Genomic DNA, 22,756 nt, shown 5'->3' with positions numbered 1-22,756 from the left:
TTATTTTTAACCAAAATCAGTTAAAGTAGTTTGCTGTTTAAAAAGAGATAAACAAAAGTAGTGAATTTATTTAATAAATGTAATAAAAATATACCTTTTGTTAAAATTTTTTCAGGTTACAAATTAATGAGGGAGTTTAGTTTATTCTTTTGGGTTTGGTGTTATATTCTCTGTTAAAGTTTGTTAACCGGGCTGAGCAATCGGCTTTAAAAATGGCCTAAATATTCTATAAGAATGGATCTCGGATGAGGCAGATATGAAGTTGCAGTTGCTTGAAATAGGTTCAGAAACTGAACAGCTGAGTGCATGCAGGTTGTCTCTGTTATTGGGGGTATTTACTGCCACCAATCAGATTGAGCGTTTTTTATCCTCTGCCCGTAAAATTTTAGGGGTAGAGCGTTCCGCGCTGGCCTTCGAGGGCGAACCCTATTTATGGTATGCCCATCAGGACTGTTTTAAAGCCTTTATTGCACCCGATCATATCCAGATTGTCGAACTGTTTGATGGCCAAGACTGCATTCATACCGAGCATCCTCACTATATACAACTGGTTGAGCGTATTGGCTCTTTAGGCGTAGAAGCAAAACGCTTTATGGCCTTTGATCTGAAAATGTCCGATGGTCGCTCGATTGGACAGATTCTGTTTTTCGACCAGAACGAGCAGCCTTTTTCGCTACAGGCGATTGAAATTCTCAGTGATCTGGCAACTAACCTGGTGAATTATCTGGAGTTAAAAGCCGAGCATGCTGAACTAAAAGAAATGTATGAGCAGCAGGCCGCACTGAATTTCAGTAAAACCAAATTTTTCCAGATTATTGCGCATGACTTAAGAGCGCCGTTTCATGGCTTGCTCGGTTTTTCCGAAGTTCTGGCGCAAGAACGCGAAACGCTGGATGATTCCAGTGTGCAAAATATTGCCGACTATTTATATGATACTGCGCAATCGACCTATAACCTGCTGGAAAGCTTGTTGAACTGGGCCATGGCAGAAGGCGGCCGCTTTATCTATCATCCAATTAACTTCAAGCTGCAACAGTCGTCGCAAATTGTCTGCGATGTCCTGAACAGTCTGGCGGCGAAAAAGAATATTCAGCTGATTAACCAGATTGATGATGATATTAAAGTCTATGCCGACATTAATATGATTACTTCGGTTATCCAGAACCTGGTGTCGAATGCGCTAAAATTCACCCCGACAGATGGTACTGGCAAGGTGACTTTACGCGCCGAACAGGCAGACGATGGCGTGCACATCTATATTCAGGATACTGGTCTGGGCATGAGCCAGTCGCAAATGGAACAGCTGTTCCAGGCAGCGGTTACAGCCAGTAGCAAAGGTACAGCCGGTGAAAAAGGTACTGGTTTGGGCTTGGTACTGTGTAAGCGTTTTGTTGACCTGAACAAAGGTGAAATTGTAGTGGAATCTAATGAAGGCGAAGGAACCACCTTTATTGTGACCTTGCCGCAGGCCACCAGCGCGCATCAGGCTTTAATGCCGGAAGATATACAGTTCGAAAAAGTAAAAATGTAGAAAACGCAATTTTCTTTTCCCCTCTAGCCAGACTCCTGATATAACTAGAAAAAATAGTCAGCTTTGGGTGTGTGAATGAATACGGAACAATTGCGCAAAACCTTAGGTGCCAGTCAATATGCAGAACAGGTATTGGCCAAGCACCAACCCCTCTTAGAACAAGATTATGCAGTTGACCGGTTTTTAACCCCTTTAAGCACCCAGCAGATTCAGCACACCGTGCAAATAACCTTGCAGGATATTCAGGATGAAGCCGAGTGGATGCGTAGTCTGCGGATTTTACGTGCCCGGCTGATGTTTCGCTGGATCTGGCAAGATGCCAACCAGTTAACCGATGTGGTCACCCTGACCCGTGAACTGTCCGATTTTGCTGATGTCTGTGTAACAGCAGCAAAAGATTTTGCCCGGGCTCCCTTGGTGGCCAAGCATGGCGAGCCGGTAGGCTATAATGGCAAGGTGCAGGACTTGATCGTAATTGCCATGGGTAAACATGGTGCGCAGGAACTGAATTTATCCAGCGATATTGACCTGATTTTTGCCTTCGATGAGCAGGGCGAAACCAACGGCCGTAAATGTATTGATGTGCAGCAGTTCTGTATTTTATGGGGACAGAAACTGATTTATCTGCTCGACCATATCACCGCCGATGGCTTTGTGTTCCGGGTTGATATGCGTTTGCGTCCCTGGGGCGATGGTTCGGCCCTAGCGATTAGCCATGTGGCGCTGGAAAAATATTTAAGCCAGCACGGCCGTGAATGGGAACGCTATGCCTGGATCAAGGCACGCATTGTCACCGGAGGCAAAGAAGGGGATGAACTGCTGGAGATGACCCGGCCGTTCGTATTCCGCAAATATGTCGATTACACCGCCTTTGAAGCCATGCGTGAAATGAAGGCCATGATTGAGCGCGAAGTGCAGCGCCGTCATCTGGAAGATGATATTAAACTTGGTGCTGGCGGAATTCGTGAAGTCGAATTTATTGTGCAGGTGTTTCAGTTGATTTATGGCGGGTCCAAGCTGGAGCTACAAGACCGGCAATGTCTGGTCAGCCTGAATCATCTGGATGAAGCTGAATTGCTGGACAGCAAAGCTGTGGCCGAGCTGGAAGATGCCTATTTATTTCTGCGCCGGGTTGAACATGCGATTCAGGCGCTGAATGACCAGCAAACCCAGTCCTTACCGACCGATCCAGAATTGCGTCAGCGTTTGATTAGTACTTTAGGCTTTGCGAGCTGGCCGGATTTTATGGCTTTTCTGGATGAAAAGCGTGCCAAGGTTATCTACCAGTTTGAGCATTTAATTAAAGAAAAAGAACCAGACCCGCTGGTCGAAAGCTTTAGCCAGTTGGAACAGCGCCTGAATGAAGTGCTGGATGATCAGGCCAAAAATCTGGTGCATGAATTCTGGTATGGACATGCGCTGAAAAAATTACCGGCCAAAGCGGTACAGCGTCTGAAAACCTTCTGGCCGCATCTGGTCGAAGCAGTGTTGCAGTCAGATATGCCGCAAGTTGCGCTGGTACGGTTGATGCCGTTGGTGGAATCGGTAATGCGCCGTACCGTGTATCTGGTGATGCTGATTGAAAGCAAAGGCGCATTGCAACGTCTGGTAAAAATGGCCACCGTCAGTCCATGGATTTGTGAAGAGCTGACCCATTATCCGGTGCTGCTGGATGAATTTCTGTCGATGGATTTTGAATTGCCGAAACGTCAGGATCTGGAAGATTCCTTGCGTCAGCAATTGCTACGGATTGAGGTCGATCAGGTCGAAGACCAGATGCGGGTACTGCGCCTGTTTAAAAAATCCAATGTACTGGCAGTGGCAGCCAGTGATGTGCTGGCCGAAAGTCCGCTGATGAAAGTTTCCGATGCGCTCACCGATATTGCCGAAGTGTCAGTCAATGCTGCTTTGCATCTGGCTTATCAGATTACCGCGAAAAAACATGGTTTCCCGCTGGATGCTGAAGGCCAGCGCTGTACGCTGGATCATATGGCTTTTACCGTGATTGGTTATGGCAAGGTAGGCGGGATTGAGCTCGGTTATGGCTCGGATCTGGATCTGGTCTTTATTCATTATATGGATGAACAGGCCGATACCGACGGGCTTAAACCCATCAGCGGTTTTGAGTTTGCGATGCGGGTGGGGCAAAAGTTTGTGTCATTGATGACCACCCAAACTTTAGATGGCCGCGTTTATGAAGTCGATACCCGGTTACGTCCGTCTGGGGAAGCAGGATTACTGGTCACCAGCCTGAAAGCGTTTGAGCATTATCAGCTAAAAAGTGCCTGGCTGTGGGAGCATCAGGCGCTGGTGCGCGCGCGCAGTATTGCCGGTGAACGCTGCCTTCGGGACAAGTTCGAGCAACTACGCTGCCGGATTCTGACCCAGCCACGTGAACAGGCGCATGTGCGTGCTGAAGTGCTGAAAATGCGCCAGAAGATGAAAGACCATCTCGGTTCATCAAATGAGCAAAAAAAAGATGGAATTTTTCATTTAAAACAGGATGCAGGTGGTATCGTTGATATCGAATTTATGGCACAGTATGCGGTGTTAGCGTGGAGTGGGACGAATAAAGATCTCGCCCATTACTCCGACAATGTACGAATCCTTGAGGATGCCGCAAAGACAGGTTGCTTATCCAGCAACGATGCGACTGCTCTGATTCAAGCTTATCTCCGTGAACGCGCAGAGAGCCACCGCTTAGCCCTTGCAAATCAATCCATGCAAGTGTCTGCAAGCGACTGGCACGATACCCGAATGACCGTTTGCAAGTTATGGCAAAGACTGATTGATCCAGCTGCAGCATTTGCGCTGGAGAGTGAATAATTGTGAAAAATTGGAGTTTATGGCATGAATTTGGCTGATCGTGATGGTTTTATTTGGCAAGATGGACAACTGGTTGACTGGCGTGAGGCCAAAACTCACGTGTTGACCCATACCCTGCATTACAGCATGGGTGTGTTTGAAGGTGTCCGTGCCTATGAAACCCCGAATGGAACGGCTATTTTCCGTCTAAAAGAGCACACAAAGCGTTTGTTAAATTCTGCAAAAATTTATCAAATGAAAGTGCCGTTTGATCAGGCAACTTTAGAGCAAGCACAAATTGATGTGGTGCGTGAAAATAAACTGGCATCTTGCTATTTACGTCCAATCATCTTTATTGGTTCTGAAAAACTCGGTATTGCGGCAACAGACAACACTATTCATGCCGTGGTTGCAGCGTGGAGCTGGGGTGCTTACCTGGGTGAAGAGGCAATGGCGAAGGGTATTCGCGTAAAAACCTCATCATTTACCCACCATCATCCAAACGTGACCATGTGTAAAGCCAAAGCGTCTGGTAACTATACGCTGTCGATTCTGGCCCATCAGGAAGTGGCGCATTCAGGTTATGACGAAGCGATGCTGCTGGATCCACAAGGTTATGTGTGTCAAGGTTCGGGCGAAAACGTATTCCTGGTTAAAGATGGTGTGATTCATACCCCAGATATCGCTGGTGGTGCGCTGGATGGGATTACCCGTCAATCGATTATTACCATTGCTAAAGACTTGGGTTATGAGGTGGTTGAGCGCCGTATTACTCGTGATGAATTCTATATTGCCGATGAAGCCTTCTTTACGGGTACGGCTGCAGAAGTAACGCCTATCCGTGAATACGATGACCGTCAGATTGGTGAAGGTGTCCGTGGTCCAATCACCACGCAAATCCAGAAAGCCTACTTTGATGCAGTGCAGGGCAAAGATCCGAAATATGCACACTGGTTAACTTATGTAAAATAAGTGCAAACTGTAAAAAAGGACTCAGCTGAGTCCTTTTTTATTGGCTGGGAAAATGTTCTTAATCATCCATACCAAAAATATCGCGGCTATAGACTTTCTCCAGCACATCCGCCAGTTCATCGGATTGACGGTTGGCAACAATCACATCGCTATATTGTTTAAATTCATCCAGATCCTGCATAACTTTGGAGTGAAAGAATTCATCTTCCTGCAAGGTCGGCTCGTAAATCACCACTTCCACGCCGCGGCCTTTGATGCGTTTCATCACCCCCTGAATGGCCGATGCTCTGAAGTTGTCTGAACCACTTTTCATGACCAGACGGTAAATACCGACCACTTTCGGGTTGCGTTGCAGGACGGACTGGGCAATAAAATCTTTACGGGTGACATTGGCATCGACAATGGCCTGAATTAAATTGCTCGGTACATTGTGATAGTTGGCCAGCAACTGTTTGGTGTCTTTCGGCAGGCAGTAGCCGCCGTAGCCAAAGGACGGATTGTTATAATATTTGCCAATCCGCTGATCCAGACAGACGCCGTCAATAATCTGTCGGGTATCCAGCTGAAACAGCTGTGCATAGGTGTCCAGTTCATTGAAATAGGCCACGCGCATAGCCAGATAGGTGTTGGCAAACAGCTTGATGGCTTCGGCTTCGGTGGAACCGGTAAAAAGTACCGGGCAGTCTTTTTTGATGGCGCCTTCGAGTAGCATATCGGCAAACAGTCGGGCACGCTCCGACTGTTCTCCGACAATAATCCGTGATGGATACAGGTTGTCATGCAGGGCTTTGCCTTCACGCAAAAATTCCGGTGAAAAAATAATATTTCCACTACGATATTTCTGTTTGATTTTTTCGGTAAACCCGACCGGAACGGTGGATTTGATGATCATGGTGGCGCAGGGATTAATTGACAGTACATCCTGAATCACGCTTTCAACACTGTCGGTATTAAAATAATTGGTCTGCGGGTCGTAATCGGTAGGCGTGGCGATAATCACATAATCGGCATTCTGATAGGCGTCGGCCTGATGCAGGGTGGCTTTAAAATTCAGGTCTTTATTTTTCAGGAAGTCACTAATTTCAGGGTCTTGTAGGGGAGAAATGCCATAATTCAGCAGTTCGACTTTTTCAGGAATGATATCGAGCGCCACCACTTCATGCTGCTGCGCAAAAATCATGGCATTGGAAAGGCCAACATAGCCGGTACCGACAATACTAATTTTCATAATCTATTGTTGTTCTGCGATGAGTTCTAATCTGCATCTTGAATGTGCAAGTTCGATGACGCTTTTCTGACAGTTATTTTGCAGTGGCTTTTCTTTTCAGCCATTCTGCTAATTTGTAACTCTGTGATATGATGGCGCCATTGCTCAGGTGGATCATGCGGCATGGCTTTACATGAAACAGAGATGAACTCTCAATCTTCTTTAATGCAGGAACAGAATGTTGTTCTGTGCATGAAATGGGGAACCAAATACGGTTCGGAATACGTTAACCGTTTGTACAATATGGTCAAACGCCATACCACAGTCGACTTTAAAATGGTCTGCCTGACTGACCGTACTGAAGGCATTAATCCGGAAGTAGAATGTTTTCCGATCCCGCCGCTGGCTTTGCCAGAAGGGGCGCCTGAGCGTGGCTGGAACAAGCTGTCGACGTTTGAGCCAGATTTATATGGCTTGACAGGCAATGCGCTATTCCTGGATTTAGATGTGGTCATTGTCGACAATATCGACGCATTTTTTACCCATCCGGGTGATTTTCTGATTATTCATGACTGGAAACGTCCATGGCGAATTACAGGCAACAGTTCAGTCTATCGTTTTAAACTGGGTGCTTTTCCGGGATTATTGCCGTATTTCCGTGAGCATTTTGATGAGATCCGTCAGAAGTTCCGTAATGAACAGGCGTATTTGTCTTGGTATGTCGATCAGGAGAAAAAATTAAGCTACTGGCCAGAGAGCTGGTGTAAAAGCTATAAATATCATTGTCTGCAAAAGATTCCGATGGCCTATTTTAAGCCGCCGGTGAAACCGGAAGGTGCCAAAATTATTATTTTCCATGGGGAAATTAATCCACCAGATGCAATTCATGGCGGTGGAGGAAAATGGTATCGTTATGTGTTGCCATCGGATTGGATTAAAGAGGCTTGGCAGTAGTCAATTTCGGGTTGTAGATAAATGCCTGTAAGAAAGAAAAGTAAATTTGAACAATGGTTTTCATTCAGTCGCCATCAGCGCCGTTTTGGTGCAGATAAAGTATATGCACAATTCAATGATGTAGATCTGGATAAACTAAAGACGACAAGAATAGAAGGCACTGAGTTAACGTATACACATGGCTCAGCAAAAGATTTAAATGAGCATATTGAGCAATTGAAACAGGAATTTGTCGGACAGCCTCAACTGAATCACTATCATGCCAGTTTGATTGTGCTGATTCGCCGTGAAGTCGATAGCCAAAATAATTATGCAAAATTTAAGGCTTTATGGCTGGCTGAACGAGATTTCCTGTTGCGTTCCTTAAATATTCGCTGGCTGATTTCTGCCTGCGATACTTTTATTGATTTTGATGAAGATGCCTGTTTAAAGGCAACGTTAATGAATGCTGTGGTTTTAATTAACACACTCAAGTTGCAAGAAACAGAGCGCTTTTTGTGTGATCAATCCATAACGGAGAATCCAAAACATCAGCAGCATTTGCAGCATCAGCGTTATGCCTTGTTTGATGGGACCTCCGCATTTGCAGTAGGTACCGATGATACCTTGCGAAATATGCGTTGGCGTTTGGAAAAGGTCTGTGAAATTCATCCACTTGGGCAAATTGTGATTGAGATTTTTGACCGTTTACAACGTGATGAAAATAACAATGTGTATTCACGTTTTAAGCAACGACATACGCGTGAAAAAACACGCTGGTGGTAACAGATGCAAGTACTGATTATCAATTTGGCGCGTTCAACTGAACGCTTGGCCTTTCAGCAGAAACAATTTGCTCGGCTCGGACTTTCTTTTCAGCGTTTAGATGCAGTATCGGTTAATGAGATTAGTGAAGAGGTCTATCAACGATTAGGTTTTGGTTGGCAACGACCACTCCGTAAAGTTGAAGTGGCCTGTTTTTTGAGTCATCAGAAAGCATGGGAAATCGTAGTTCAAACCAATGCGCCAGCGCTGATTTTAGAAGATGATGCAGTCTTAGCTAGTCATGTACCTCAGCTACTTGAAGACATTGAACATCATAATTTTAAAGATATTGATCTGATTAATTTTGAAGTCAGAAGCCGGAAGAAAATTATTTCTAAAACGCCAGTCTATTCTTTTGCAAATAGTCAGACCAACCTGTTCGAGTTGTATCAGGATCGGACAGGTGCAGCAGGCTATATTTTGTATCCCTCCGGTGCTCAAAAATTATTAGATAAGCTTGAAACATCTGCACCCGCCATCGCAGATGGATTTATTTTTAGTCATTATGGTTTAAATAGTTTACAAGCTGAGCCAGCTGCAGTGATTCAAGAAGATCAGCTAGCGGCTTATGGTTTAGTGCCTGAGGAACAGTTTGAGTCGGTGATTGGGCGTTCTGAACATCATAAACCTGTGTATGCATCTGCTGCGGAAAAAAGAAAATTTAAGACTAGACGTCTTGCAGGGCAGTGGGCAATGGCTTGTCGTTATGTGCAAGTGATGTTTAAAGCGCAAAAGCGTTTTATTGCTTTAGATAAAAACAAATTCAAACAGGTTTAATTGCCAATGAAAAAGAAAGTAATTCTTGCAATTTTTACTCTGCAAGGGAATGGAGCTGAGCGCTTTGCATTAACCCTTGCCAAAGGCATTAATGATGCGGGGTATGAAGCTCATATTATTTATTTTAAAGATATTATTGATTTGCCGATTCCTGAAGGTGTAAAAACACACTTTTTTAATTACCAAAAATTCCGTGCTATTCCTAAATTTATGCGGGCAAATATTGCAGCTAAAGCATTTGATAAATTTATTCTAAACGAGATTGGTACTCCTGATCTGGTTCTCTCAAATTTATTCCCTGTAGATTTTGTTTTGTGCAAAAGTAAGCTGCCAAATGTACATCTAGTTATTCATAATACAACTAGTCAGGAATATGCTGGTCGTTTAGATAATAAAATGATGAAACAGCTCAAAAAGGTTTATTTAGCCAAGCCTTGTGTTGGGGTGAGTCAAGGTGTTACAGATGATTTTAAACAGCTTTTTGAAACTGAAAACATCTCAACTATTTATAATCCAATTGATGTAGCCCAGGTGCTTGCAACAGCAGATGAATATCATCCTGAGCTGCAAGGTGATTATATTGTGAACGTGGGCAAGTTTAAGCCACAAAAGCGTCAGGATATTTTGATTCGTGCTTATGCACAGGCAAATGTAAAAGAAAAATTAGTGCTTGTGGGGACAGGGGAGCTTTTGCCGAACTGTCAGCAATTAGTCAAAGAACTGCACATTGAAGATCGTGTGATATTTACCGGCTTTAAAAAGAACCCTTATCCTTATATGAAGCATGCCAAATTGATGGTGCTTTCATCCGATTTTGAAGGATTGGGGCTTGTTATTTTGGAAGCGTTGGCTTTGGGGACACCTGTGATCAGCACAGATTGTCCATCAGGGCCGAGTGAAATTTTAGCTGCAGAGGATTTAGTTGCAGTCGGTGATGTTGCTGCCTTAGCAGATAAAATGGTGACCACTTTACAACAAACAGAACAACGTCAAATCCAGCTTGATCAACGTTTTTTACCCGATACTGCCGTGCGTCAATATTTAGATTTGATTGTTTAAGCTCAATTATCGCTGATACGGTCGTCCTAAGCGTTTTTTAATGGAGCGTACCAGACGACTCATGAATTTGGATAGGTAAAAACCATACAGGCCGAAAGCTAAACAGTGATATAACATCCGGTTGTGTTCATTTTGAATCAAATCACTAGCTTGGGGTAATTGTTGGATAGCACCTGCAAATTTGCTCCAATTGTGTTTTGCGCACTGTTTATTTTTAAATTTAGTGCTTTGATATATATAAATATAAAAGAAATGCATTAATGGAATGATGAAAATTACCTGTGCTTTGGTCTTTTCAATCAAGGTTGGGATGAGTTGCTCAAGGCATTGCAGTGATCGATCAATATTGGACGCATTTTTGCAATTGGTGGCACTGCTGGCACGTATACGGTAGCCATATAAAGCGGCTTGGATTGTATAGAAAGAGCGGGCTTGCATGATGACATCTGGAATCGTGGCTGCATCTTCATAATGACTGAGTTTAGGAAATTCGATGCCTTGAAAAAGTGAGGCTTTATAGAGGTGAATGCCTGAAAACCAACGGTTTACATTAAAAATATCAATCAGTGTCTGCTGATGCTGCTGCGTTTGATCAAGGACCTGCTGAGGAATAAATGGATGTGAGATTGGCGTGAGATCTTCAGAGAGACTTTGATAGCCAAAACTGATGACATCGGCATCACTTGCAATCGCTCGCTGAATTTCTTGTGCATAAGCCGGCAACAGCACATCATCTGAATCCAAAAACGTGAGATACTTGCCTTGCGCATGTCTAATACCTAAATTTCTAGCAGCAGCCACCCCAGCATTTTGCTGCTGGAGAATTTTAATATTTTTGATGTGTGTTTGTGGCTGTTGCTTCAGGTATGTGCTGAGGACATCGATCGAATGATCCGTTGAACCATCATCAACACAAATCACTTCAATGTCATCGGTTAATTGAGCAATGACACTTTGAATACAATCAAGGATATACTGCTCAACATTATAAATAGGAATGATGATGGTTAAGTTAAACATGTGAACAGTGATCATCCTGAATCAGACTTAAAAATTTCCCGACCATATTTTCATTACTAAGCAATGTTTTATCAAAATTTAAAGCGGGGTATTGGGCGAGATTCTGATCTATTTTTTCAGCTAATGCATCTATATTTTGTGGCTGAACGAGATTATCTTTTAAATTTGCAATACTTAATTGATGATCAATTGCATCACTGACGTAATAAGCCACTACGGGTACATCCAAATACAGTGCTTCTGAAATAACAAGACCGTAGCCTTCACTTTGTGAACTGGAAATCAGCAAGCGGCTTTGTTGGATATATGCATATGGGTGATTGACCCAACCCAAAAACTCAACACGATCTTCAATCTCTAGTTGTTTGCATAACGCCTGTAAATCTGTTTTTAACTCTCCATCGCCAATAATCAGCATATTTTTTGCTGTCTTAGATTGGGCAAATGCCCGGATGGCATGATCTGGCTGTTTTTCATGACTTAAACGTCCGACAAATACACAGTCCCAATGTTTTTGTTAGCGGCAGTGTAAAAATGACCCCCTAATGGCATTTAAAAACTGACCCCCTTGGTTAATATAGCGGTCATTTTGGACTGCTCAACATGTTAACTTTGGAGCAAGCAGTGACAATCCAAATACTTCATCAACAAGGTAAATCTATTAAAGCCATTAGTCGTGAACTGGGGGTGTCCAGAAATACCGTACGTAAATATTTACGGCAAAACACCACACCTCAGTATCAACGTATACAGCCTAGAATAAGTATCCTTGACCCATATAAACCCTATTTACTCCAACGTGTAAACGCAGCTCATCCTGAATGGATTCCTGCTGTTGTGCTCTACCAGGAAATTTTAGGGTTGGGATATCCAGGAAAGATCAGGATCTTGAGGGAATATCTTGCAACATTAAAACCAGTTGCCAAACCGGAACCGATCATTCGTTTTGAAACCCAACCTGGCCAACAAATGCAGGTGGATTTCACCACAATTCGACGCAACAACACGACTTTGAAAGCCTTTGTCGCAACATTAGGGTATTCCAGAGCGACTTTCGTGAAATTTTATGATCATGAACGTACGGATGCATGGATCGATGGTCTAGAAAATGCATTTCAGTTCTTTGCAGGAGTACCTCAAGAAATCCTGTTTGATAACGCTAAAACGATCATGATTGAACGGGATGCCTATCAGGAGGGGCAGCATAAATGGAACCCCAAACTGCTCGACTGCGCCAAGAAGTACAGCTTTCGTCCTCGCGTATGTAAGCCCTACCGTGCACAGACCAAAGGCAAAGTTGAACGCTTTAATGGATACCTCAAATCAAGCTTTATTGTGCCATTGAAAGCAAGCCTGAAGACTTCGGGTTTACTGTTAGATGTTGATGTCGCCAATGCCCACATTGGCCGGTGGCTGCATGAAACCGCCAATCAGCGGATTCATGCCACCACGCAAGAAAAACCGGCTGTTCGACTACAACAGGAGCAGCAAAAATTTACGCCATTACCGCAATCAGATACAGGTTCCAGCACTGTACCTGTTGCAGCAGCACAGCATGTCATGCCCTACGAGAGTTTGCAGCATCCCTTATCTGTATATGACCAGTTGCTGGGAGTTTCCTGATGAATCTGCAATACGACCGTATAGAGCAGCTTTGCCAAAAGCTCAATCTGCCTACCATCGCATCACAATGGTCACATCATGCACAACAAACATTAGGTCAGGATGGAAGTTATGCCGACTTTGTTGAAGCTATCTTGACGCATGAATATGCTGTCAGGCAACAGCGCAGTCAGCAGGTACTGATGAAACTCTCAGGCCTGCCTCAAGTCAAAACCCTGGAAGACTATGATTTTAATTATGCCCTAGGGGCCCCTAAATCACAGGTGATTGAACTGTTCAATCTGAGCTTTATTGCTAGAGCAGAAAATGTGGTGTTTCTGGGGGCTAGCGGAGTAGGAAAAACGCATTTATCTATGGCATTAGGCTATAAGGCCATCATGAACAACATTAAGATCAAGTTCATTACTGCAGCGGATTTAATGCTGCAACTGAGTACAGCCTATCAGTAAGGTAAATTGAAAACCTATATGCAGCGTGCGGTACTGGGACCAAAGTTACTGATTATCGATGAAATTGGTTATTTACCGTTTGGACGTGAAGAAGCGAATCTGTTCTTTAACGTGATTGCCAAGCGTTATGAAAAAGGCAGTACGATATTGACGAGTAACTTACCCTTTAGCAAATGGTCTAAGTCATTTGCGGATGATGTCACGTTGACCGCTGCGATGTTAGATCGGCTATTACATCACTGTCATGTGGTACAAATATCGGGTGAGAGTTATCGTTTGAAGGATAAAAAAAGAATTGGGATTCAGCCCCAGGTTGAAACTTAATACGAGATCAAAGGGGTCAATTTTACTTTGCCATTTGTAAGGTAAAAGGGGTCAATTTTAGAATGCCGTTGACATTTTTGAGGGGCGGCTAATTTATGTTGATCAATCTGTGTGATATCAATGCCATTATAAATCGTTGTCAATTGTGCATTAGGTAACAGTCGTTGATAGTCTTTTTCCAAGTCTTGATTGACGGTGATGATCTTTTTGCCATCAAATAGCCGAATAAAATATTTTTTCTCCAAATAGTAGCGTCGATATTCTTTATACCATCGAAACAAATTTGCGGTGGGTTGTCTGTAAGGTTTAAAAATTTCACCATGTATCCATAGCCAAACATTGCCGTGAATGACATGGGAAAGACAAAATGCAAATGCATGAGAAAGAAGAATAAGATCAGGTTTTTGCGCAGCAATGATTGTTTTTATTTTTTCGACATCAGCATCCGGTAAGGTGCGCTTTCTTAATAATTTGCCTGTATAAAGGGATGCGTCAAAGTCTGGGCAAATCAGGGTCAAGGCATCAGGAATATCGATCTTTATATCGTTTGGATTTAATGGAACAATTGTGACTTGATGACCTTGTTTGGTTAAATGAATAGCTGTATCAAGAAGAATCTTTTCTGCACCACCACCTTTTAAGTGGTCAACGATACACAGAATTCGATAGGGGCGAGATGCATTTTTCATCATAATCGACCAAAGCAGAAGATGGGTGTTTTATGTTATTTGTAAAGATTAGAGGGTGTGCCTTCTAAATTGCGAAAGCGCTTATAACTCCATAAATACTGTTCTGGAGCGACATTAATCATGCGCTCCATTTCTTTATTAAGCGTATCGACTGAAAGCTGCAAATCTTTGGCATTAATCTCTGCAGACAAAGTCTGCACATGCAGCTCAAAGCCACTTAAATCTTCACGGCGTAAACAGCTTAAGCCAATCACTGAACACTGGGTCTTGGCTGCCAGTTTAGAGAGCAAGGTAGAGGAAAGTGCATTCTGACCAAAGAAAGGTGAATAAATGCCACCCGACTCTTTAGGCACATGATCTGGTAAAATTGCGGCAAATCCACCTTGTTTTAAATGCTTAAATAAGGCACGTACGCCTGTTTCATCGGTGGGTACCAGTGTGGCATTAAGACGCTGCCGTGCTTCCAGCATAAACCGGTCTACATCCGGATTTTTGCTCGGTTTATACATAATGACCGGTGCAGTATGTAAATTCACCCAGGCATTCATCAATTCCCAGGTACCAAAATGCGGCACCACTGCCAAGGTCCCATTCGGGTTTTGCAGGGCGTCTAAAAAAATATCTTCCCCATGCACGACCTTGATCTGTTCAAGGGCAAACTCCGGCGCAGAACCCCAAATCTTGACCGATTCTGCATAGGTCATACATTGGCTTTTCAGGCTGCGCCGCGTGAGTTGCTCCCGTTCTGATTCAGATAACTCCGGATAAGCAGACTTTAAATTAATTTCGGTCACGCGTCGAGCAGAGGAGTTGCTCACATACAGTAACCAGCCCACAGATCGGGCAGTGACCTGAATCAAACGCAGGGGGAGTTTGGAGAAATTTTTAAGAAGGGAATACATGAATCAAGCAAGAGTCCGCGCAATTATGGTCGATCTGCATTGCCTTTTAAGACCATATAAATCAGTCCGACAAAAATCAGCAAGGCGCCGATAATACTACTCAGGCTGAAATACACAATACGGTCATTGGTATCAAGCGCAAACAGGTTATTCGCCAAGATATAACGCATGAACAGCCATTGTACAATCGAAAAGACAATGAGCATGATGCCACGGTTACGTACTGCAGGACGCATTGCCATTGCTGAATCACCTAAGAATGAAAACTGCAGTTATTATGCCATTGCTCGGCAGTGATCTCAATGTAATAAAAAAGCCCCGCAAGTGCAGGGCTTCTTTAGAATGACAAGCTATTATTCTTGAGATTCCGCTTTTGGTTTTTCACGTAAGCGAATACCCAAATCACGCAGTTGAGTCACTTCAACTGGTGCTGGTGCTTGAGTCAATGGACATTCAGCAGTCTTGGTTTTCGGGAATGCAATCACATCACGAATAGACGCACCGCCGGTCATCAGCATCACTAAACGGTCCAGACCGAATGCTAGACCACCGTGTGGAGGCGCACCGTAACGTAAAGCATTTAGTAAGAAGCTGAATTTCTCTTCAGCTTCTTCTTCACCAATACCTAAAGCTTCAAAGATGGCTTTTTGCATTTCCAGGTTGTGAATACGCAGTGAACCACCACCGATTTCAGTGCCGTTCAATACCATATCGTAAGCGACAGACAGCGCAGCACCCGGGTTGTTCTTCACGTCTTCAACGCTTGATTTTGGCAGCGTGAATGGGTGATGCACAGAAGTCCATTTGCCATCATCAGTTTCTTCGAACATTGGGAAGTCAACTACCCAAAGCGGAGCCCATTCGCACGTCGAAAGATTCATGTCGTGACCAATCTTGACACGAAGCGCGCCCATCGCATCGTTTACAACTTTGGCTTTATCTGCACCGAAGAAGACGATGTCACCATTTTCAGCACCAACGCGTTTTAAGAGATCCAGCACGATTGGCTCGATGAATTTCACGATTGGCGATTGCAGGCCTTCGATACCTTTTTCAAGTTCGTTGACTTTGATGTAAGCCAGACCTTTGGCACCGTAGATACCCACGAATTTGGTGTATTCATCAATTGCACTACGTGGCAGTGAACCTGCACCCGGAACGCGAAGTGCCACAATACGGCCTTTCGGATCTTTGGCAGGGCCAGCGAATACCTTGAACTCAACGTCTTGCATTAAATCTGCAACATCAATCAGTTTCAACGGAATACGCAGGTCCGGTTTGTCGGATGCATAGTCACGTATCGCATCAGCATAGGTCATACGCGGGAATTTGTCGAATTCAACGTTCAGAAGTTCTTTGAACATCTTCACCGTCAAACGTTCCATCAGATCCATGATGTCATCATCGCTCATGAACGATGTTTCAACGTCGATCTGGGTAAATTCTGGCTGACGGTCCGCACGTAAGTCTTCGTCACGGAAACATTTGGCGATTTGGTAATAACGGTCAATACCACCTACCATCAATAACTGTTTGAACAGCTGTGGTGATTGTGGCAGTGCGTAGAAGCTACCGTTAGACACACGACTTGGAACCAGGTAGTCACGTGCACCTTCAGGCGTTGCACGAGTCAAAATTGGAGTTTCAACGTCTAGGAAACCGTTGTCTTCGAAGTAGTTACGAATCAAGTTGGTCAGTTTAGAACGGAAACGTAAGCGCTCTAACATTTCTGGACGACGGATGTCCAGGAAGCGGTATTTCAGACGGATTTCTTCAGAAATATTGGTGTTTTCATCATTCAGTGGGAATGGCGGCGTTTCAGATTGAGCCAGCACTTCAATTTCTTTGCCCAATACTTCAATCTGGCCACTGACCATATTGGCATTTTCAGTACCCGCATAACGGCGGCGTACACGGCCTGTAATTTTTAATACGAATTCAGAACGAGCTTTATCTGCTGTGGCAAATGCTTCTGGGGTATCCGGGTCGATAACCACTTGTACCAGACCGTCACGGTCACGCATATCCAGGAAGATCACCCCACCGTGGTCACGGCGACGATGTACCCAACCACACAAGGTTACGGTTTGGTCGATTTGAGCTTCGGTTAAAGAACCGCAGTAATGAGTTCGCATCATAGCGTAAAAAATCCAACTATATGGGTTAATGACAGCGCATACGTAAACAGCGTACCGCTTGAAGTAAATGTTGGATTATGCCTCTTTGCAGGTTTTGTCACAAGAACTAGCGTGAAAAACCCGGCAATTTCCTGTTATTTCGAGTTAACCGAACTCATGATTGCGGTCCAGAATCTGGAATAAAATACAGCCCGTGGTTAAAATGATTAAGGCACCCTGACTAAACTCATTAAAAGCCCGGCCCAGAAAATAATAACGATGGCTATACCAGAGTTCATCACTGAAATAGCGGGCATAATCCCAGACCGAATAAGCACCTAGCAAAATAGCCAGGCCAATCAGGATGGCTGCCGCTTGTTTGACCCGTCGGCTCACTGGCCAATGCTGACGATAGCGCTGATAATAACGCCAGCACATCCACAGCAAAAACGGCAGGGCCAGAAGCGAACTGCCAATCTGCAAGATAAAATGTAGTGGATAGGTCTGGGAGAACCAGGACACCGGCTGGCTTAAGACGTTATGAAAGGCAAAAGTGCGAAAGTCGAGGTGAGTTAAACCATCCCAAATTAAATGGGTGGCATTGCCCAGCAATAGCCCGAGGATTACCGCAAGTAAAAAACCAAGGGCCGACTTGAACGAATCCAGATTGAGCTCATGTTGTATGCCTAGCGCCCGATACAGCACCGGACGATAAATCAGATACCACGCCGCACAAAAAGCCAGACCCAGCCATAAATTTGGATGAACAATTGAACTCCATAAATGATTCAAGCCGCCCTGATCGGTGGTAAATAATCGGCTTAAATCGGGCAGCATACAGCCAATGGCAAGGGCTGCAACGGGAAGACGATGGCCTGTTAGCTGGGCAATGGGTGGTGCTAAAACCGCATGAGATAAGGTAAAGGGCATACAGGCGTAGACAATAAAAACAGAAAAATCCGTGAGGCCCTATAGCTTAACCAAGCAAAGATGAATTTTATGTTTTTTATTGCAAAACAGTTGAAATGTTATATTATAACATTATTCAAATTTGTTACTCTGAGCCTGAGTCATGTCCTTCCATAAGAATTTAATAACACTGTCTATTTTTGCTGTTGTGACCCCTGCAGTTTTTGCAGATGAGGCGAATCTATCCAATGCACAGCAACTTGAAACCATCCAGCTAAAGGCCCATCCTCTGGTTCAGACTGCAGCGGACTTTGCGGTAGCAGATCAGGTGGTGGAACAGAAAGTATTGGCTGAACGCCCAACAACCATTGGTGATGCACTGGCTGATGAACTGGGCGTGTATTCAAATCAGTACGGCACAGGTTCAAGCCGTCCCGTGATTCGTGGTCAAGATGGCCCGCGTGTCAAAGTCTTACAACACGCATCTGAAACTGCCGATGTATCGACTTTATCTCCAGACCATACAGTTACGGTAGATCCAATTCTGGCAAAACAGGTTGAAGTGATTCGTGGTCCATCAACTTTACTCTATGGTGCCGGTACCGTGGGTGGCTTGGTCAATGTAACCGATCAGAAAATTCCAACCCAAATCCCAGCAGATGGCTTAGAGGGCACCGTCGGCGTGCGCTATAACTCGGGTAGCGATGAGAAGCTGGCCAGTGCGGGGGTGACGGCGGCAATTGGTGACAACTTTGCCTTACGTGTAGAAGGCTCCAAACGTAAAGCGAATAACTATATTACGCCGGATTACTGGGTAGAACATCATAATGATGAAGCTGGCCATGAAGATCATGGACATGATGATGCACATGAGGGTGATGAAGAGCATGAAACACATTTTGATAAAGCCCGTCGTGTAGACAATACCTTTGCAGAAGGGCAAACCGTGAATATTGGCGGCTCATGGATTCATGACCGTGGTTTTGTCGGGGTGTCTTATAGCAACCGTCAGGACAAATACGGTTTACCAGGGCATAGTCATGAATATCATGGTTGTGGGCCAGATCATGACAATCCGAATATAATTGAATGTCCTCCTCACGATGATCATGGTGATGACCATGCGCATCATGGTGGTCCATGGGTCGATCTGGAATCACACCGTTATGACGTCCGTGCTGAGCTGGACCAGCCATTTTCCGGCTTTGACAAGTTACGTGCCCATGCCAGCTATACCGATTATGAACATGACGAGCTGGAAGAAAATGAAGTCATCAGTAACTTTAAAAATAAAGGTTATGATGCCCGTTTAGAATTGGTACATAAACCAGTCGCCGGTTGGGAAGGGGTCTTTGGTACCCAATATAGTCAACAAAATATTGATTTATCCGGTGAGATGGTTCCACATGATGATCATTTTCATGAATCAGTCTTAATGCCAGATACTAAAACGGAAAAATATAGCCTGTTTGGTTTAGAACATAAGCAGTTTGGTGATGTGCATGTGGAATTGGGTGCACGTGTAGAACATCAAAAAATTGATGTAGATTCAACTCAAAAAGACTATTCAGATACCGGTGTGTCAGGTTCAGCAGCAGCCAATTGGGAATTTGCTCCAAACTATAAGCTTTCTGTGGTTGGCTCACATCAGCAACGTTTACCACTGGCACAAGAGTTGTATGCGGACGGTATTCACTTTGCCACCAATACCTATGAGCGTGGAAATGAGGATCTGGATGTTGAGAAGTCAAATAACCTTGAGTTAGGTCTGCATTATGAAGGTGAAAAACTCGACTATCATGTGCATGTTTATCACAACTGGTTTGATAACTATATTTATGGCTCAACAACCGACAGCGAAGGAACATTCCGTCTAGTTGATTATAAACAAGACAAAGCCCGTTTCTACGGTACAGAAGCGCAGTTAGGCTATGCCATTAACGATGCTTATAAAGTCAGCCTGTTTGGTGACTATGTGCGTGGCAAAATTGATGGTGAAAACGCACCGCGTGTACCCGCAGGCCGTTTAGGTACCAAAGTAGAAGCCGATTTTGCTGATGGCTGGTCAGGTCTGGCAGAGTACTATCATGTCTTTAAACAGGACCAGATTGCCAGCTATGAACAGGAAACCCAAGGCTATAACATGGTCAATGTCGGTCTGGCGTATGCAGGTGCCATGGCGAATAACCAGGACTACCGCGTGTTCTTTAAAGCCAATAACCTGCTGGATGATCAGGTTTATTCACACACCTCATTCCTGTCCAATATTCCGCAAGTGGGCCGTAATTTTACCGTTGGTTTAGAATATAACTTCTAAGCAGAACTTAAATTTATTGCCAAAATCAAGAGGATGTCACGGAAATCCTCTTGAAAAAAGCCTGAAGAAAACCTAGCCTGAGTTGATTGGGTTAGGTTTTTTCTTATGCGTATCTTTCAACGAATTCACAATAAACTGAACTGGTCACCACGGCGTTATCTGGGCGTGATGATGGGACTGCTGGCGTTAAGCTATTTATCCTCGGCACTGTATCACACCTATAAGCCCTTACCGGATGGTTTGAATTATGCGGGAACGCTACGTCATGCCGAAGTCAAATTTCTGGCCGATCAGACCTATCTGGATGCACAGGGCCAGCAGCATTATGATCATCAGATTTTTAATGAAATGCTGCGCCTGATTGATGAAGCACAAAGCTTAATTGTGCTGGATATGTTCCTGTTTAATCCGCAAACCGGGGCATCACAGGCCCAGCATCAACCGCTCAGCCAGCAATTGACTGATGCACTGATTCAAAAACGCCGTACCCAGCCGGATATTGAAATCAGGCTGATTACCGATCCGATTAACTCGGTTTATGGCGGGCTTGCGCCAGAGCATTATCGGCAACTGCGCCAGGCCGGAATTGATGTGATCGAAACCAATTTAACCCCGCTACGCGCTTCCAATCCGATGTGGTCCGGGTTCTGGTACATCTGCTGTCAGGGCATCCGCAATAATCCGGATGCCGGCTGGCTGGCCAATCCGTTTGGCGAGGGCAAAATCACCCTGCGCAGTTATTCCGAGCTGCTGAATTTTAAGGCCAATCACCGTAAAACCATTGTGGTTGATACCCCGGACGGCTGGGAAGCTCTGGTGACCTCAATGAATCCGCATGATGCCAGTTCCCATCACTCCAATGTGGCGCTGGTGGTCAAAGGCAATACCGCGGTAGATATTCTGAAAACCGAGCAGTCGGTGGCGCTCATGTCCGGCAGCAATATTCCCGGGGTGATTGTCGGTGAGTTTCAGGCCGCTGCTACTGAACCGCAGGTGCAGGTGCTGACTGAAAAAGCCATTTATGATGTAACTTTAAACCTGATTAATAGCGCCAAAGCCAATGAACAGGTCGATCTGGTGATGTTCTATCTGTCCGAGCGCCAGATTATCAAAAGCCTGCTTGCAGCCCATGAGCGTGGGGTGAAATTGCGGGTGCTGCTGGATGCCAATAAAGATGCGTTTGGTCTGGAAAAGAATGGCGTACCGAACCGGCCAGTGGCAGCAGAATTACATCAGGCCGGCATTCCACTGCGCTGGTGTAATACCCAAGGCGAGCAATGTCATAGCAAAATGCTGATCAAGCGCAATGCCCAGCAACAGGAGATGATTTTAGGTTCGGCCAATTTCACCGCGCGGAATTTAAAAAACTATAATCTGGAAACCAATTTACGCGTGTTAGGCCTGGCTCAAGCACCGGTATTTCAAGATGCCCAGCAGTATTTTGATACCGCCTGGTCAAATTTGAATGGCCGTCAGATGAGTGTGGATTATGCCCAGTATGCCGATGAATCGACGCTGAAATATGGGTTGTATCGTTTGATGGAGTGGAGTGGCTGGTCGACGTTCTAATCTCCCTTATTCCACGCTTCTGTTTGGGAGCCGTGGCTTCTGCTTATAAGAGAGCTGGAAGAATGAGTTTTCTTCCACCTTGTAAGAAAGGGTTAAAAAGAAGCGATTTTCCCCTTCCTTGCAAGAGAGCTAGGAACAATAGCTTTTCCTTCTCCTCGTAAGAGAAGGTTAGGGAGACACGCTTTTCCTTAACCTTCTAGGAGAGAGTCAGGGAGAGGTCAGTACTAAGGTTTAACGCTTAGTTTTGCCCCGGATTCGGTGGTACCAGTTCATCCAGATCTTTATCAGACAGCTCATCCAGCTCGCTCAGGTCGGTTTTAATTTTCCACTGGCTTTCATCTTCAACCGGATTCGGCAAACGCGCTTCCAGCCAGTCGCAGACCACATCGGGCGGGAAATCGGCATGATTACACTGGATCACCCAAGACAGGAAATCTTTGGCTTCACCATTCATATAAGGTGGTGGCGATACCGGTAAAAACTGCGTTGGCAAACGTTCATTCTTGGAAATATAGTTCAGCACATGACCCAGTTCCTGTACGGTTTGCCAGGCCAGTGGGTGTGCTACATTAATCTGAAATTTAAACCACCATGCCTGAGCACCATCTGTGCCATAGGCATCGATCAAGTTTTTTTGAACACTGGGTACTTTGCAGAAATATTCATAAAGACGATCAAAACTTAAATCAGACACAAGCATGAACCTAGTATGAAAAAAAGCGAGTGTA

At 44.6% G+C, this 22,756-nt stretch carries 19 protein-coding genes and 1 pseudogene; 11 read left to right on the top strand and 9 right to left on the bottom strand.

The features are described 5' to 3' along the window. The first annotated feature begins 256 nt into the window (after positions 1 to 256). From ACVLR6_RS11825 to ACVLR6_RS11815, 3 genes are all read left to right on the top strand, one after another. On the top strand, positions 257 to 1,531 hold the full coding sequence (locus ACVLR6_RS11825) for a GAF domain-containing sensor histidine kinase (RefSeq protein WP_168405310.1): 1,275 nt from the start codon (positions 257 to 259) through the stop codon (positions 1,529 to 1,531). A gap of 75 nt (positions 1,532 to 1,606) precedes the next feature. Continuing rightward, a complete protein-coding gene (gene glnE / locus ACVLR6_RS11820) occupies positions 1,607 to 4,357 on the top strand; it encodes a bifunctional [glutamate--ammonia ligase]-adenylyl-L-tyrosine phosphorylase/[glutamate--ammonia-ligase] adenylyltransferase (protein WP_455995283.1) in 2,751 nt (916 codons plus the stop codon). Between the two features lie 24 nt (positions 4,358 to 4,381). Continuing rightward, positions 4,382 to 5,308, top strand: a complete 927-nt coding sequence (locus ACVLR6_RS11815) for a branched-chain amino acid transaminase (protein ID WP_075174843.1) — start codon at positions 4,382 to 4,384, stop codon at positions 5,306 to 5,308. Between the two features lie 58 nt (positions 5,309 to 5,366). Here ACVLR6_RS11815 and ACVLR6_RS11810 read toward each other — a convergent pair whose 3' ends face one another. After that, complete coding sequence (locus tag ACVLR6_RS11810; RefSeq protein WP_455995281.1) at positions 5,367 to 6,536, bottom strand: nucleotide sugar dehydrogenase; 1,170 nt, start codon at positions 6,534 to 6,536, stop codon at positions 5,367 to 5,369. Positions 6,537 to 6,698: 162 nt separating this feature from the next. Here ACVLR6_RS11810 and ACVLR6_RS11805 point away from each other — a divergent pair, with 162 nt between their 5' ends. From ACVLR6_RS11805 to ACVLR6_RS11790, 4 genes are read left to right on the top strand one after another with little or no spacing between them, the layout of a single operon-like run. Further along, positions 6,699 to 7,469: a glycosyltransferase gene (locus ACVLR6_RS11805; RefSeq protein ID WP_075174841.1), complete on the top strand. Its 771-nt coding sequence runs from the start codon at positions 6,699 to 6,701 to the stop codon at positions 7,467 to 7,469. A 21-nt stretch (positions 7,470 to 7,490) separates the two neighbouring features. After that, positions 7,491 to 8,234: a hypothetical protein gene (locus ACVLR6_RS11800; protein WP_104470822.1), complete on the top strand. Its 744-nt coding sequence runs from the start codon at positions 7,491 to 7,493 to the stop codon at positions 8,232 to 8,234. A 3-nt stretch (positions 8,235 to 8,237) separates the two neighbouring features. After that, the gene (locus ACVLR6_RS11795) at positions 8,238 to 9,050 is read left to right on the top strand and encodes a glycosyltransferase family 25 protein (protein WP_455995279.1); all 813 of its coding nucleotides are present in this window, start codon (positions 8,238 to 8,240) and stop codon (positions 9,048 to 9,050) included. A 6-nt stretch (positions 9,051 to 9,056) separates the two neighbouring features. Further along, entirely contained in the window at positions 9,057 to 10,109 is a 1,053-nt protein-coding gene (locus ACVLR6_RS11790) for a glycosyltransferase (protein WP_168397768.1), read from the top strand. Positions 10,110 to 10,115: 6 nt separating this feature from the next. Here ACVLR6_RS11790 and ACVLR6_RS11785 read toward each other — a convergent pair whose 3' ends face one another. Beyond that, the gene (locus ACVLR6_RS11785) at positions 10,116 to 11,129 is read right to left on the bottom strand and encodes a glycosyltransferase family 2 protein (RefSeq protein ID WP_158650884.1); all 1,014 of its coding nucleotides are present in this window, start codon (positions 11,127 to 11,129) and stop codon (positions 10,116 to 10,118) included. Further along, on the bottom strand, positions 11,122 to 11,583 hold the full coding sequence (locus tag ACVLR6_RS11780) for a glycosyltransferase (protein WP_455996184.1): 462 nt from the start codon (positions 11,581 to 11,583) through the stop codon (positions 11,122 to 11,124). Before ACVLR6_RS11780 ends, ACVLR6_RS11785 begins: the two co-directional genes overlap by 8 nt. A gap of 149 nt (positions 11,584 to 11,732) precedes the next feature. Between ACVLR6_RS11780 and istA the strand changes: the two genes are divergently transcribed. Continuing rightward, on the top strand, positions 11,733 to 12,752 hold the full coding sequence (gene istA / locus ACVLR6_RS11775; protein WP_104492572.1) for an IS21-like element ISAba8 family transposase: 1,020 nt from the start codon (positions 11,733 to 11,735) through the stop codon (positions 12,750 to 12,752). Then, positions 12,752 to 13,525: pseudogene (gene istB / locus ACVLR6_RS11770) on the top strand (IS21-like element ISAba8 family helper ATPase IstB). The gene istA and the pseudogene istB overlap by 1 nt, the downstream one beginning before the upstream one ends. Here the strand turns inward: istB and ACVLR6_RS11765 are convergent. The 5 genes from ACVLR6_RS11765 to ACVLR6_RS11745 all read right to left on the bottom strand — a co-directional run bounded on the left by ACVLR6_RS11765 (position 13,522) and on the right by ACVLR6_RS11745 (position 18,163). After that, positions 13,522 to 14,217, bottom strand: a complete 696-nt coding sequence (locus ACVLR6_RS11765) for a glycosyltransferase (protein ID WP_455995277.1) — start codon at positions 14,215 to 14,217, stop codon at positions 13,522 to 13,524. The pseudogene istB and the gene ACVLR6_RS11765 sit on opposite strands and share 4 nt — an antisense overlap. 32 nt (positions 14,218 to 14,249) lie before the next feature. Next, complete coding sequence (locus ACVLR6_RS11760; RefSeq protein ID WP_163145449.1) at positions 14,250 to 15,116, bottom strand: lysophospholipid acyltransferase family protein; 867 nt, start codon at positions 15,114 to 15,116, stop codon at positions 14,250 to 14,252. Positions 15,117 to 15,139: 23 nt separating this feature from the next. Next, positions 15,140 to 15,358: a hypothetical protein gene (locus ACVLR6_RS11755; RefSeq protein WP_005180031.1), complete on the bottom strand. Its 219-nt coding sequence runs from the start codon at positions 15,356 to 15,358 to the stop codon at positions 15,140 to 15,142. A gap of 111 nt (positions 15,359 to 15,469) precedes the next feature. After that, positions 15,470 to 17,254 (bottom strand): aspartate--tRNA ligase, encoded by a 1,785-nt coding sequence (aspS, locus tag ACVLR6_RS11750; RefSeq protein ID WP_455995275.1) that lies wholly within the window; start codon positions 17,252 to 17,254, stop codon positions 15,470 to 15,472. A gap of 144 nt (positions 17,255 to 17,398) precedes the next feature. Then, a complete protein-coding gene (locus tag ACVLR6_RS11745; protein ID WP_104499954.1) occupies positions 17,399 to 18,163 on the bottom strand; it encodes a DUF4184 family protein in 765 nt (254 codons plus the stop codon). 142 nt (positions 18,164 to 18,305) lie between these two features. Between ACVLR6_RS11745 and znuD the strand changes: the two genes are divergently transcribed. Then, entirely contained in the window at positions 18,306 to 20,459 is a 2,154-nt protein-coding gene (znuD, locus tag ACVLR6_RS11740; protein ID WP_455995273.1) for a zinc piracy TonB-dependent receptor ZnuD, read from the top strand. A gap of 105 nt (positions 20,460 to 20,564) precedes the next feature. Then, positions 20,565 to 22,028, top strand: a complete 1,464-nt coding sequence (locus ACVLR6_RS11735; RefSeq protein ID WP_455995271.1) for a phospholipase D family protein — start codon at positions 20,565 to 20,567, stop codon at positions 22,026 to 22,028. Positions 22,029 to 22,266: 238 nt separating this feature from the next. On the opposite strand, the gene ACVLR6_RS11730 is transcribed toward ACVLR6_RS11735, so the two are convergent. Then, complete coding sequence (locus ACVLR6_RS11730) at positions 22,267 to 22,722, bottom strand: hypothetical protein (RefSeq protein WP_005180018.1); 456 nt, start codon at positions 22,720 to 22,722, stop codon at positions 22,267 to 22,269. Positions 22,723 to 22,756: the final 34 nt, after the last annotated feature.

It is taken from the genome of Acinetobacter sp. T63, from assembly GCF_053852345.1.
The sequence above is the reverse complement of the archived record's forward strand: the minus strand, read 5'-3'. Positions and strand labels throughout refer to the sequence as shown.